The sequence below is a fragment of the Pseudomonas linyingensis genome, from assembly GCF_900109175.1.
GTDB classification, from domain to species: Bacteria; Pseudomonadota; Gammaproteobacteria; order Pseudomonadales; family Pseudomonadaceae; genus Geopseudomonas; species Geopseudomonas linyingensis.
This window is the reverse complement of record NZ_FNZE01000014.1, coordinates 36,549-48,639: the sequence shown is the minus strand read 5'-3', so window position 1 is coordinate 48,639 and position 12,091 is coordinate 36,549. Positions and strand designations below refer to the sequence as shown.

At 68.5% G+C, this 12,091-nt stretch carries 11 protein-coding genes; 2 read left to right on the top strand and 9 right to left on the bottom strand.

From position 1 onward, the window contains the following. Positions 1–44: 44 nt before the first annotated feature. Positions 45–2,273 carry a polyphosphate kinase 1 gene (gene ppk1, locus BMZ19_RS16400; RefSeq protein WP_090312659.1) on the bottom strand — a complete coding sequence of 743 codons (2,229 nt, stop codon included), beginning with the start codon at positions 2,271–2,273 and terminating at the stop codon, positions 45–47. Between the two features lie 20 nt (positions 2,274–2,293). Beyond that, positions 2,294–3,307, bottom strand: coding sequence for a porphobilinogen synthase (hemB, locus tag BMZ19_RS16395; protein WP_090312658.1), 1,014 nt, complete (start codon positions 3,305–3,307; stop codon positions 2,294–2,296). A 255-nt stretch (positions 3,308–3,562) separates the two neighbouring features. On the opposite strand from hemB, the gene elbB reads away from it, so the two are divergent. Beyond that, positions 3,563–4,216: an isoprenoid biosynthesis glyoxalase ElbB gene (elbB, locus tag BMZ19_RS16390; protein ID WP_090312657.1), complete on the top strand. Its 654-nt coding sequence runs from the start codon at positions 3,563–3,565 to the stop codon at positions 4,214–4,216. Positions 4,217–4,222: 6 nt separating this feature from the next. Here the strand turns inward: elbB and BMZ19_RS16385 are convergent, their stop codons facing one another. The 6 genes from BMZ19_RS16385 to BMZ19_RS16360 form a co-directional block, all read right to left on the bottom strand. Further along, complete coding sequence (locus tag BMZ19_RS16385; protein WP_090312656.1) at positions 4,223–4,687, bottom strand: YaiI/YqxD family protein; 465 nt, start codon at positions 4,685–4,687, stop codon at positions 4,223–4,225. Positions 4,688–4,748: 61 nt separating this feature from the next. Then, positions 4,749–6,641: an FTR1 family protein gene (locus BMZ19_RS16380; protein WP_090312655.1), complete on the bottom strand. Its 1,893-nt coding sequence runs from the start codon at positions 6,639–6,641 to the stop codon at positions 4,749–4,751. Positions 6,642–6,745: 104 nt separating this feature from the next. After that, the gene (locus tag BMZ19_RS16375) at positions 6,746–7,378 is read right to left on the bottom strand and encodes a LysE family transporter (RefSeq protein WP_090312654.1); all 633 of its coding nucleotides are present in this window, start codon (positions 7,376–7,378) and stop codon (positions 6,746–6,748) included. A 104-nt stretch (positions 7,379–7,482) separates the two neighbouring features. Further along, the gene (locus tag BMZ19_RS16370; protein WP_090312653.1) at positions 7,483–8,241 is read right to left on the bottom strand and encodes a TerC family protein; all 759 of its coding nucleotides are present in this window, start codon (positions 8,239–8,241) and stop codon (positions 7,483–7,485) included. A 6-nt stretch (positions 8,242–8,247) separates the two neighbouring features. Next, positions 8,248–8,841: a mechanosensitive ion channel family protein gene (locus BMZ19_RS16365; RefSeq protein WP_090312652.1), complete on the bottom strand. Its 594-nt coding sequence runs from the start codon at positions 8,839–8,841 to the stop codon at positions 8,248–8,250. Next, entirely contained in the window at positions 8,838–10,748 is a 1,911-nt protein-coding gene (locus BMZ19_RS16360) for an ATP-binding cassette domain-containing protein (protein ID WP_090312651.1), read from the bottom strand. The genes BMZ19_RS16365 and BMZ19_RS16360 overlap by 4 nt, the downstream gene beginning before the upstream one ends. Before the next feature lie 66 nt (positions 10,749–10,814). Between BMZ19_RS16360 and BMZ19_RS16355 the strand changes: the two genes are divergently transcribed. After that, entirely contained in the window at positions 10,815–11,336 is a 522-nt protein-coding gene (locus tag BMZ19_RS16355; RefSeq protein ID WP_090312727.1) for a TIGR02444 family protein, read from the top strand. Here BMZ19_RS16355 and BMZ19_RS16350 read toward each other — a convergent pair. Continuing rightward, on the bottom strand, positions 11,293–12,057 hold the full coding sequence (locus BMZ19_RS16350) for an AlgP family protein (protein WP_090312650.1): 765 nt from the start codon (positions 12,055–12,057) through the stop codon (positions 11,293–11,295). The genes BMZ19_RS16355 and BMZ19_RS16350 overlap by 44 nt on opposite strands. Positions 12,058–12,091 lie beyond the last annotated feature (34 nt).

Below are 12,091 nucleotides of genomic sequence, written 5' to 3'. Positions count from 1 at the left end.
CGGCCCCGCAAGGAGCCGCCCCTTTTTCGTCTCGCCGCAGCGGATCAGCGCACCGACAGCACCGGACTGCTGAGCTTCTCGACCATCAGCGCCTGGGCGTTGCGCGGGTTCTGGTTGCCGCTGGGCTGCAGGCGCAGGTAGCGGCCGTCGCTCTGCAACACCCAGGCCTGGGTGTTGTCGGCCAGGTAGGCTTCCAGCTCCTTCTTCACCCGGGTGATCAGCTTCTTGCCTTCCAGCGGGAAGCAGGCCTCCACGCGCTTGTCGAGGTTGCGCTCCATCCAGTCGGCGCTGGACAGGTAGAGCTGCTCGTCGCCGCCGTTGAGGAAGTAGAAGGCGCGGCTGTGCTCGAGGAAGCGGCCGATGATCGAGCGTACCTGGATGTTGTGCGACACCCCGGCAATCCCCGGACGCAGGCAGCACATGCCGCGCACGATCAGGTCGATGCGCGCCCCTGACTGGCTGGCCTTGTACAGCGCCTTGATCACCTTGGGATCGGTCAGCGAGTTCATCTTGGCGATGATGTGCGCCGGCTTGCCCTCGCTGGCGTGCTGCCCCTCGCGGGCGATCATGTCGAGCAGGGTCTTCTTCAGGGTGAAGGGCGCGTGCAGCAGCTTCTTCATGCGCAGGCTCTTGCCCATCCCGATCAACTGGTTGAACAGCTTGGAGACGTCCTCGCACAGCGCGTCGTCGGAGGTCAGCAGGCTGTAGTCGGTGTACAGGCGGGCGTTGCCGGCGTGGTAGTTGCCGGTGCCGAGATGGGCGTAGCGCACCAGCTCGCCGTTCTCGCGACGCAGGATCAGCATCATCTTGGCGTGGGTCTTGAAGCCCACCACGCCGTAGATCACCACCGCTCCGGCCTGCTGCAGGCGGCTGGCCAGGGCCAGGTTGGACTCCTCGTCGAAGCGCGCGCGGATCTCGATCACCGCGGTGACTTCCTTGCCGCTGCGCGCGGCGTCGACCAGCGCGTCGACGATCTCCGAGTTGGCGCCGGTGCGATACAGGGTCTGCTTGATCGCCAGCACGTGGGGATCCTTGGCCGCCTGGCGCAGCATGTCGACCACCGGGGTGAACGACTCGAACGGGTGGTAGAGCAGCACGTCCTGCTTGCCGACCACGTTGAACAGCTTGTCGCTGCTCTGCAGCAGCTTGGGAATCACCGGGGTCAGCGGCGTGTACTGCAGGGCACGCTGACTTTCCAGGCCGGTGATGGAGAACAGCCGGGTCAGGTTGACCGGGCCGTTGACCCGGTACAGCTCGGACTCGGCCAGACCGAACTGCTTGAGCAGGTAGTCGACCAGGTTCTGCGGGCAGTTGTCGGCCACCTCGAGGCGCACCGCATCGCCGAAGCGCCGCGAGAACAGCTCGCCGCGCAGCGCGCGGGCCAGATCCTCGACATCCTCGGCGTCCACCGACAGGTCGGCGTTGCGGGTCAGGCGGAACTGGTAGCAGCCCTTGACGCTCATGCCGTGGAACAGCTCGTCGGCATGGGCGTGGATCATCGAGGAGAGGAACACGAAGTTGTCGCCAGGACCGCCGACCTCTTCCGGCACGCGGATCACCCGCGGCAGCAGACGCGGCGCCGGCAGGATGGCCAGACCGGAGTCGCGGCCGAAGGCGTCGATGCCCTCCAGCTCGACGATGAAGTTCAGGCTCTTGTTGACCAGCAACGGGAACGGGTGGGTCGGGTCGAGACCGATCGGCGTCATGATCGGCGCGATCTCCTCGCGGAAATAGCGGCGCACCCAGGTCTTGATTTTGGTGGTCCAGTTGCGACGGCGGATGAAGCGGATCTGGTGCTGCTCCAGCGCCGGCAGCAGCACGTCGTTGAGGATCGCGTACTGGCGATCGACCTGCTCGTGGACCAGCTCGCTGATCCGCGCCAGCACCTGCTGCGGCTGCAGGCCGTCGGCGCCGGCCAGCTCGCGGGCGAAGGCGACCTGCTTCTTCAGCCCGGCGACGCGGATCTCGAAGAACTCGTCGAGGTTGCTGGAGAAGATCAGCAGGAACTTCAGGCGCTCGAGCAGCGGGGTGGACTCGTCGAGCGCCTGCTCCAGGACGCGGATATTGAACTTCAGCTGCGACAGCTCGCGGTGGATGTACAGGCTGCTGTCGTCCAGCCCCGGTATCGGGGCCGGCGCCTCGACGACGTCCTCCACGGCCTCGACCTGCGGCTCGGCCATGGACGGCAGCGCGGGCGCTTCCGCTTCGGGTAGCAGGGCAGGTGCCACCGGCTGTTCCGGCAGTTCGCTATCAATCAGTCCTGGATTGTTCATCGCTTGTTCCTGCAGGGCCTTCAGCCCTGTTGTTTCAACAGTTGTGCCGCACGCTTGGCGAAATAGGTGAGGATGCCATCGGCCCCGGCGCGCTTGAACGCGACCAAAGACTCGAGGATTACCGCCTCGGAAAGCCAGCCATTCTGGATCGCCGCCATGTGCATGGCGTACTCGCCGCTGACCTGATAGACAAAGGTCGGCGCGCGGAATTCATCCTTCACCCGACGGACGATGTCGAGGTAGGGCATGCCCGGCTTGACCATCACCATGTCGGCGCCTTCGGCCAGGTCCGCCGCCACCTCGTGGAGGGCCTCGTCGCCGTTGGCCGGGTCCATCTGGTAGGTATTCTTGCTGCCCTTGCCGAGGTTGCCGGCCGAGCCGACCGCATCGCGGAACGGGCCGTAATAGGCGCTGGCGTACTTGGCCGAGTAGGCCATGATGCGCACGTTGGGGTGCTCGGCCAGTTCCAACGCCTCGCGGATCGCCTGGATGCGGCCGTCCATCATGTCCGACGGCGCCACCACCTGGGCACCGGCGGCGGCATGGGACAGCGCCTGCTTGACCAGCGCATCGACGGTGACGTCGTTCTGCACGTAGCCGCTATCGTCGAGGATGCCGTCCTGGCCGTGGGTGGTGAACGGGTCGAGGGCCACGTCGGTGATGATGCCCAGCTCCGGAAAGCGCGCACGCAGGGCGCGGGTGGCGCGCTGGGCCAGGCCGTCCGGATTCCAGGCCTCCTCGGCGAGCAGCGACTTCTTCTCCAGCGGGGTGACCGGGAACAGCGCCAGCGCCGGAATGCCCAGCGCAACGCACTCGGCCGCCTCCTCGAGCAGCAGGTCGATGGACAGGCGCTCGACCCCCGGCATCGACGGCACCGCCTCGCGACGGTTCTCGCCCTCCAGCACGAACACCGGCAGGATCAGATCGTCGGCGGTCAGCACGTTCTCGCGCACCAGACGGCGGGAGAACTCGTCGCGACGATTGCGGCGCAGGCGGGTGGCGGGGAACAGGCGATTGGCGGGGGTAAAGCTCACGGCGCACTCCAGGCCCGGGACGGGCATGCTAGACAGTCTATGAAGAAATTATGACGGATATGAGACAACGCGACCCAGTGCACAGTTGCCGCGCGGGCGCTTCCTTCAGAGCCCTACCATAGCCCGCCGATACCCTCCTCGGCCACTGATGCATGGCCGCAGCGCCCCGCTTGCGGCTAGGATTGAGAAAATCCCCCTGCCGCCTGCGCCGGATGCCCCGGCGCGGGCCTGCAAGACCACCAAGGAGTGACCACCATGAGCAAGAAGGTTGCCGTGATCCTGTCCGGCTGCGGCGTCTACGACGGTGCCGAGATCCACGAAAGCGTGATCACCCTGCTGCGCCTGAGCCAGCGCGGCGCGCAGGTGCAGTGCTTCGCTCCGGACATCCCCCAGCACCATGTGATCAACCACCTGACCGGGGCGGAAAGCGCCGAGAGCCGCAACGTGCTGGTCGAGTCGGCGCGCATTGCCCGCGGCCAGGTCCGCGACGTGCGCGAACTGAAGGCCGCCGACTTCGACGCCCTGGTGATCCCCGGCGGCTTCGGCGCAGCGAAGAACCTCTCCGACTTCGCCTTCAAGGGCGCCAGCTGCGCGGTGCAGCCCGACGTGCTGGCCGCCACCCGCAGCTTCGCCGAGGCGCACAAGCCGGTCGGCCTGATCTGCATCGCCCCGGCGATGGCCGCGCGCATCTACGGCGCCGGCGTGCACTGCACCATCGGCCACGACCCGGACACCGCGGCCAGGCTGACCGACATGGGCGCCGAGCACGTCGATTGCGCGGTGGACGACATCATCGAGGACCCGCAGCGCAAACTGGTCACCACGCCGGCCTACATGCTGGCCAAGTCGCCGGCCGAGGCCGCCAGCGGGATCAACAAGCTGGTCGACCGGGTGCTCGAGCTGGCCTGATCGCCCCTACGGCGGGCTACTGCGCCGGGCCAGGGCGTTGAGCAGGCGGTCCAGCGCATTGGCGAAGGCCTGGCGGTCCTTCTCGCCATAGGCCGCCTGGCCGCCGCCGACCTGGCCCTGCTCGCGCAGGTCGGTGAACAGGTTGCGCACCGCCAGGCGCTCGCCCATGTTGCGCTCTTCGAACTCGCGGCCGCGCGGATCCAGCGCCGCCACGCCCTTCTTGACCAGACGGTCGGCCAGCGGCACGTCCGAGCAGATCACCAGCTCGCCGGGCACCGCGTGCTCGACCAGATAGTCGTCGGCGGCATCCGGCCCGCTGGGCACCACGATCAGCCGCACGCAGGCGAACGCCGGCTTGGCCTGCGGCTGGCCGGCCACCAGCACCACCTCGAACTTGCGCTTGAGGGCAAACTTCACCAGCAGATCCCGCGCCGCCCGCGGGCAGGCGTCGGCATCAATCCACACACGCATAGTCGTTCACTCTCCACGGCTGGCGAAACCCGGCATGCTACCGGGTTTCGCCAGCAGCGGCTCAGGCCGCCGGACTGTCCTGGCGCGAGCCCAGCCAGCTGCGCCCGTAGAAGACGAGGATGGCCGCCAACGCCAGTGCCTGAGCACCGAGGCTGAGGGCATCGGGGTGGATGCCCAGCCATTCGAACTCGAAGAAGCGCAGCGGATGCAAGCCGAGCACACCGGCCTCCTGCAGCGCGGCGACACCCTGACCGGCGAATACCACCGAAAGCACGCAGAGCAGCACGGCGTTGACGCTGAAGAAGGTGGCCAACGGCAGCCGGCGCGAGCCGCGCAGGATCACCCAGGCCAGGCCGACCAGCAGCGCCAGCGCAGCGCCCGCACCGGCGAGCACCACGCCGTGACCAGTCGGACCGGCCTGCAGCCAGAGGGTCTCGTAGAACAGGATGACCTCGAACAGCTCGCGATAGATCGAGAAGAACGCCAGCACGGCGAAGCCCAGGCGCCCGCCGCTGCCGACCAGGCTGCCCTGGATGTAGCCCTGCCAGGCCGCGGCATGGCGACGGTCGTGCATCCACACCCCGACCCACAGCACCACCACGCTGGCGAACAGAGCCGTGAAGCCCTCCAGCAACTCGCGCTGGGCGCCACTGACGTCGATCACCCAGGCCGCCAGGGCCCAGGTCGCCACGCCCGCGAGCAAGGCCAGCCCCCAGCCGACGTGCACGCTGCGCATCGCCGACGCCTGGCCGGTATTGCGCAGGTAGGCGAGGATCGCCGCCAGCACCAGGATCGCCTCCAGCCCTTCGCGCAGCAGGATCAGCAGGCTGGAGAAGAAACTCAGCGAACGGGACATCGCGGCCCCACCGAGCAGCTCGGCGCTGTGCTGAAGGGCCGCGTCGGCGACGCCGAGACATTGCTCGACCTGTTCCACCGGCGCGCCGTCCTGCAGGGCCTGGCGGTAGCCCATCATGGCCTTCTCGGCTTCCTTGCGCTGCGCGCCATCGACGTTGTTCAGCGCGCTCTCGACCAGCTCGAAGCCTTCCAGGTAGGCAGCCACCGACAGGTCGTAGGCCTGGTCGCGCTGCCCCTCGCGGTAGGCCGCGAGACTCTGGGCCAGGGTCTCGCGGGCAAAGCCGATCAGTTGCTGCGCATCGCGCTGCGGCTGCGGCGGCTGCGCACGCTGGGCGCGGAAGGCGGCCAGCGCCGCCGGCCCCTGCTCGGAAGCCACCTGCTGCGGGGTCCGCCCGGCCAGTTGCTCGAGGCTGAAGCTCGCCCCGCCCGTCGCTGCCGGGCTGGCGCTGAAACCGGCGACGTGGCTGGCCAGGTCCCAGCGCGCGCGCTCGTCCAGCTCGCTGGCGAAGGCCGGCATGTCGGTCCCCTCAACCCCCAGGCCGATGCTGTTGTACAGGTCATACAGGCTCAGGCGGTCCATGCGCGCGGCATCGCGCATGTTCGCCGGCGGCGGCTCGAGGCCGACCCCCGCCGGACCGTCGCCGAGCCCGCTTGCGCCATGGCAGACGCTGCAATGCTGGGCGAACAACGCCGCACCGCGCGCCGGATCGGGGGTGATCCGCGGGGTCAGGCTGATCCGATAGCTGCTCACCAGGTCGGCTGCCAGCTGTCGGGCCTGGATAGCCACCACCGCGCCGTCACGGCGCCGGGTGATGTTCTCGCCGAGGCGGGCGACGCCCTGCTCCAAGGCCGCCTTGCCGGCATTGGCCGGCAGGGCCGCGACCAGCCCCTGCAGCACTCCGTGGAACTCCAGCTGCTCCTGGTATTCGCCACTGTCGACCACCTGGCCGTCGAGCACCGTGGCCGGGTAGTCGGCGCCCAGATAGCTCAGCAGGTGCAGGGCCTGGGCCGCGCCCTCGGGCTCGGCCAGGGCGGTCAGGCTGCACAGCGCCAGTACAGGCAGCAGCAGCCAGCGCAGGAATCGACTGGAAACAAGCATGAATGAATCCCAAATGAGAATGACTGGCAAATATATTGCGCTTCCCCAGCCGCTCACTCAAGCCATGCTCCGTCGAATGTCTGCGACGCCTTGCCGCCCACCCCTCAGGTCGGCGCGCGGCGCACCAGCGCCAGCAGCCCCGCCGCGGCGACGAACAGGCTGGCGAAGGTGCGGTTGAGCAGGCGCTGCTGGCGTGGCGTGCGCAGCAGGCGCAGGACCCGCGCGGCCAGGCCGGTGTAGCCGGCCATCACCAGCAGGTCGACGCCGATCATAGTCGCCGCCATCAGCAGGTACTGGGTCAGCAGCGGCCGCGCCGGGTCGAGGAACTGCGGCAGCACGGCGAGGATGAAGACGATCGCCTTGGGGTTGCTGGCGTTGACCACGAAGCCGCGCAGCACCAGGCTCAGCGGCCGGCCCAGCGGACGCACCGCGCTGGCGTCGGCCAGCTCGCCGACCGGCGCGCGCCACTGCTTCCAGCCCAGGTACGCCAGGTAGACCACGCCGAACCACTTGATCACGGCGAAGGCCAGTTCCGAGGTGGCGAGGATGGCGCCGACACCGGCGGCGACGATGGCGATCTGCAGGGCCAGCGCCAGCTGCAGGCCTACGGCGTTCCAGTAGCCGCGGCGAAAGCCGTAGTTGAGGCCGCTGGACATCGAGGCGATGGCCCCGGCGCCGGGCGACAGGCTGATCACCCAGCAGGCGGCGAAGAAGGCAAGCCAGGTTTGCAGGGCCATGGATGAACTCTCCGGTTGCGAATGGTGGAGACGACGCCGGCCCATGACGGGCCGGCGCGGGTACAGCATACATGCGGGCAGGCATCAGCCTACCCCGGCAGCACTCAGTCCGGCAGGTCCTTGTGCAGCTTGACCGGCTCGTTGAGCTTGCGCTTCATCGCGGTGCGCATGCGGATGTTGAGCGCCTCGACGGTCAGCGAGAAGATCATCGCGAAGTACACGTAGCCCTTGGGCACATGCTGACCGAAGGCCTCGGCCACCAGCAGGGTGCCGACCACGATGAGGAACGACAGGGCGAGGACCTTCAGCGACGGGTGCTTCTCGATGAAGTCGCTGATGGTGCCGGCGGCCAGCATCATCACGAACACCGAGATGACGATGGCGGCGATCATCACCGGCACGTTCTGCACCAGGCCGACGGCGGTGATCACCGAGTCCAGCGAGAAGATGATGTCGATCACCGCGATCTGCAGGATCACGCCCATGAAGCCGGCCTTCTTGGCGCTGCCACCCTGCGCCTCGTCCACCTCGCCCTCGAGGCTGTGCCAGATCTCCATGGTGCTCTTGAACAGCAGGAACAGGCCGCCGAAGAACAGGATCAGGTCACGACCGGAAACGCCCTGCTCGAGCACGGTGAACAGGTCGGTGGTCAGGCGCATCACCCAGGTGATCGACAGCAGCAGCAGGATGCGCGTGCCCATGGCCAGCGCCAGGCCGAAGAAGCGCGCCTTGGGCTGCTGCTCCTTGGGCAGACGGCCGACCAGGATCGAGATGAAGATGATGTTGTCGATGCCGAGGACGATTTCCAGGGCGGTCAGGGTGAGGAAAGCAACCCAGATTTCCGGGTTAGAGAGCCATTCCATGAGGGTTCACGTCTCGTTGTGGGTGGGGATTGGGGTTGAGGTTGAATGTTCGGCCCCGCGCCAGCGGCGCACGACCTTCTGGAAGAACAGGCTGTTGGGGATCTGCACCAGCGCGCCGGTGCCGGCCTCGGCGTCCTCTTCCAGGGTGGTGTACAGCAGGTTGATGGCGATTACCCGGCCCTTGGCGCCGGGCTTGTCGGCGGCCTCGACGACTTCGACCCGGTCGCCGAGGCGGAACGGGCCGACGGTGAAGATCAGCACGGCGCAGAACAGGTTGGACAGCACGCTCCACACGGCGAAGAAGGCCACAGCGGCGACCGCGACGAAGCCGGAGAACGCCGCCCACAGCACGCCGGCGGAGACGCCCAGATGCTCCAGCGCCAGCAGCAGCGCGCTGCCCATGATCAGCCAGCGCAGGGCGCCGCGCAGCGGCAGCAGCAGCTCGGCGGGCAATTGCTGGTAGCGCTGGCCGACACGACTCAGGGTGCGCGCCACCAGGCGTTGCAGCACAAAGCCGGCGAGCAGGATCAGCAGCACCTGCACGCCGAGCAGCAGGGTCTCGCTCCACTCGCCCAGCCACTGGGCCAGCCAGGCTTTCACGCGGTGCCGCCCAGTTCGGCTTCCAGGGCCTCGAGCTGCTCGAGGGCCAGCAGCCAGGCCTCTTCCAGTTCGCCCTCGCGCTGCTTGAGGGTGGCCTGCTCGGCCAGCAGGCTGCGCAGCTCGTCCTTGCGCGCCGCCTCGTACAGCGCGCTGTCACCCAGGCGGGCTTCCAGCGCGGCGAGCTTCTCGTGCACGCCACCGAGGTCCTTTTCCAGCTTGTCGGCCTGGCGCTTGAGCGGCGCCAGCTGCTGGCGCAGCACCGCGGCGGCCTGGCGCTGGGCGCGCTTGTCGGTCTTGTCGGCGTTCGGCGCCGTCTCGACCACCGGCTGCTGGCGGGCACGGTAGTCGACCAGCCAGCGGCTGTAGTCCTCGAGATCGCCGTCGAAGGTCTGCACGCGGCCGTCGGCCACCAGCAGGAACTCGTCGGTGGTGCTCTTCAGCAGGTGACGGTCGTGGGATACCACCAGCACCGCGCCCTCGAAGTCCTGCAGGGCCATGGTCAGCGCCAGGCGCATTTCCAGATCGAGGTGGTTGGTCGGTTCGTCGAGCAGCAGCAGGTTGGGCTTCTGCCAGGCGATCAGCGCCAGCGCCAGGCGCGCCTTCTCGCCGCCGGAGAAATTCAGCACCGGCTCGTCGCAGCGCGGCCCGCGGAAGTCGAAGCCGCCGAGGAAGTCGCGCAGGACCTGCTCGCGCTCGCCGGGGGCGATGCGCTGCAGGTGCAGCAGCGGGCTGGCCTTGGGGTCCAGCGAGTCCAGCTGGTGCTGGGCGAAGTAGCCGACCGCGAGGTTCTCGCCGCGGGTCAGGCGCCCGCCGAGCGGCTCCAGCTCGCCGGCCAGGGTCTTGATCAGGGTCGACTTGCCGGCGCCGTTGGGGCCGAGCAGGCCGATGCGCGCACCGGGCACCAGCTGCAGCTTGACCTTGTCGAGCACGATCTTGTCGCCGTAGCCGAGGCGGCCCTCGGCCAGATCGAGCAGCGGGCTGGAAACCTTGTCGGCCTCGCGGAACACGAAGTCGAACGGCGAGTCGATGTGCGCCGGCGCCAGCTCCTCGAGGCGCTCCAGCGCCTTGATGCGGCTCTGCGCCTGGCGCGCCTTGCTGGCCTTGGCCTTGAAGCGGCGGATGAAGTCTTCCATGTGCGCGCGCTGCGCCTGCTGCTTCTCGTAGGCCTGCTGCTGCTGGGCCAGCCGCTCGACGCGGGTGCGCTCGAAGGCCGAGTAGCCGCCGCGATAGAGGTTGAGCTTCTGCTGCTCGAGGTGCACCACGTGATCGACCACCGCATCGAGGAAATCGCGATCATGAGAGATCAGCAGCAAGGTACCGGGGTAACCTTTCAGCCAGCTTTCCAGCCAGAGGATGGCGTCGAGGTCGAGGTGGTTGGTCGGCTCGTCGAGCAGCAGCAGCTCGGACGGGCACATCAGCGCCTGGGCCAGGTTGAGGCGCATGCGCCAGCCACCGGAGAAGTCGCCGACCGCCTGCTCCATCTGCGCCGGCAGGAAACCGAGGCCGGCCAGCAGCTTGCGCGCGCGGGCGTCGGCGCTGTAGCCGTCTGCCGCATCCAGCTCGTGGTGCAGGTGGGCAATGGCCGCGCCGTCGTGCCCCGCCTCGGCAGCGGCCAGTTCGCGCTGGATGCGCCGCAGGTGCTGGTCGCCGTCGAGCACGTAGTCCACCGCACGGCGCTCGAGGGTGTCGACCTCCTGGCGCATGTGCGCCACGCGCCAGTCCGGCGGCAGCTGGCAATCTCCGCCGTCGGCGTGCAGCTCGCCACGCAGCAGGGCGAAGAGGCTGGATTTGCCGGCGCCGTTGGCGCCGACGAGACCGACCTTCTGGCCGGGGTGCAGGGTCAGTTCGGCGCCGTCGAGCAGGCGCTGCGGGCCACGCTGCAGGGTAAGATTCTGGAGTCGGATCATGATCTGGGGACTGGTTCGATAGCCGCGAAGTTTATCAGCATGCGGCTCACTCGTCCGGGGAGCGCTATGAGCAAATCATTATGGGATTTTTCCGTCGACCTGTACGCCCGCCCTGGCGTGGCCGATTGCTGCCTGCAATTGCAGGACCAACGCGGTGCGGATGTCTGTCTGCTGCTGGTCGCGCTGTGGCTGGAACGACGCGGCGTGGCCGCGACGGCAGAGCGGATCGCGCAGCTCGAACGGCTGGCGACCCCTTGGCAGGCCGCGGTCGGCACCCCGTTGCGCCAGCTGCGCCGGGCATGGAGGGCCGCCGCCGCGGAGGATATCGAACTGACCGAACTGCGCCGGCAACTGGCGACCCTCGAGCTGCAGGCCGAGCGCATCCTGCTGGAACGCTTGGAGGCGCTGAGCAGCGCCTGGCCGGCCGATGCGCACAGCGCGGGGCACTGGCTCGAGCGCCTGGGCCCAGGCCGCAGCGATGACAACCAAGCACAGCACGCAGCAGCCCATGAACTGCTGCGCTACGCGGCCGGGTCGCTCTCGCCTACTTCTTCTGAGGAACCGGCTTCTGGGCGGCCTGCCCGCTAGCCGGCGTGGCGGCACTGGCCGGTTTGCGCGGCGCGCGCGGGGTAGCGGGCTTGCGCGGACTGGCCGGTTTAGCGGCGGCAGGGGCGGCCGCCGGGGCACGCTTGCGCGCCGGCTTGCTGGCTGCCGGCGCCGCGGCGACCGGAGCAGCAGGAGCAGGAGCAGGAGCAGGAGCAGGAGCAGACTGAGTGGCCGTCTTGCTGGCTGCCGGCGCACGCCGGGCGCGTGCCGGCTTGACCGCGACGGTCGGCGCGGCAGCGGCCGGTACGGCTGTCTGCGGGCTGCGTGGCTTGCTGGCGGTGGCCACCTTGGTGCCCTCCACCTCGCGGCGGGCCAGCAGCGCGCCGACCGCTTCCTTGACCTTGCCGACGCCCTGGGCCAGGTGCAGACTCTGCTCGGCGTCGGCCTTGAGGCCGGCGATGTAGTCACGGGTTTCCGCCTGGCGCTGCTTGAGGGTATCCAGCAACTCCTCGATCTCGACGATGCTGGCCCGCGCGCGGGTCTGCGCCTTGGCCTTGCCCTCGGCGGCCGCGGCCTCGAGGCGGGCGCCGGCCTTGTGCAACTTGTCCTGGGCCTTGCTGCGCTGCTTCTCCAGCTTGGCCAGCAGCTTCTCGGCATCCACCAGCGCCTGACTGCAGGCCTGCTCCAGATGCTCGAGCAGGCTGTGGGACAGTTGCTGCAGCAAGTGCAGCGGAGTGGGGACCGGCTTTTTCCTGGTTGCCATGAAGACGCCTCCGGGCGATGAGTGTCACCCCATA

What these genes read in the sequence shown, in the direction of transcription:
- ppk1 (WP_090312659.1), bottom strand. Translation starts at nt 2,273, where the DNA reads ATGAACAATCCAGGACTGATTGATAGCGAACTGCCGGAACAGCCGGTG.
- elbB (WP_090312657.1), top strand. Translation starts at nt 3,563, where the DNA reads ATGAGCAAGAAGGTTGCCGTGATCCTGTCCGGCTGCGGCGTCTACGAC.
- BMZ19_RS16385 (WP_090312656.1), bottom strand. Translation starts at nt 4,687, where the DNA reads ATGCGTGTGTGGATTGATGCCGACGCCTGCCCGCGGGCGGCGCGGGAT.
- BMZ19_RS16380 (WP_090312655.1), bottom strand. Translation starts at nt 6,641, where the DNA reads ATGCTTGTTTCCAGTCGATTCCTGCGCTGGCTGCTGCTGCCTGTACTG.
- BMZ19_RS16375 (WP_090312654.1), bottom strand. Translation starts at nt 7,378, where the DNA reads ATGGCCCTGCAAACCTGGCTTGCCTTCTTCGCCGCCTGCTGGGTGATC.
- BMZ19_RS16370 (WP_090312653.1), bottom strand. Translation starts at nt 8,241, where the DNA reads ATGGAATGGCTCTCTAACCCGGAAATCTGGGTTGCTTTCCTCACCCTG.
- BMZ19_RS16360 (WP_090312651.1), bottom strand. Translation starts at nt 10,748, where the DNA reads ATGATCCGACTCCAGAATCTTACCCTGCAGCGTGGCCCGCAGCGCCTG.
- BMZ19_RS16355 (WP_090312727.1), top strand. Translation starts at nt 10,815, where the DNA reads ATGAGCAAATCATTATGGGATTTTTCCGTCGACCTGTACGCCCGCCCT.
- BMZ19_RS16350 (WP_090312650.1), bottom strand. Translation starts at nt 12,057, where the DNA reads ATGGCAACCAGGAAAAAGCCGGTCCCCACTCCGCTGCACTTGCTGCAG.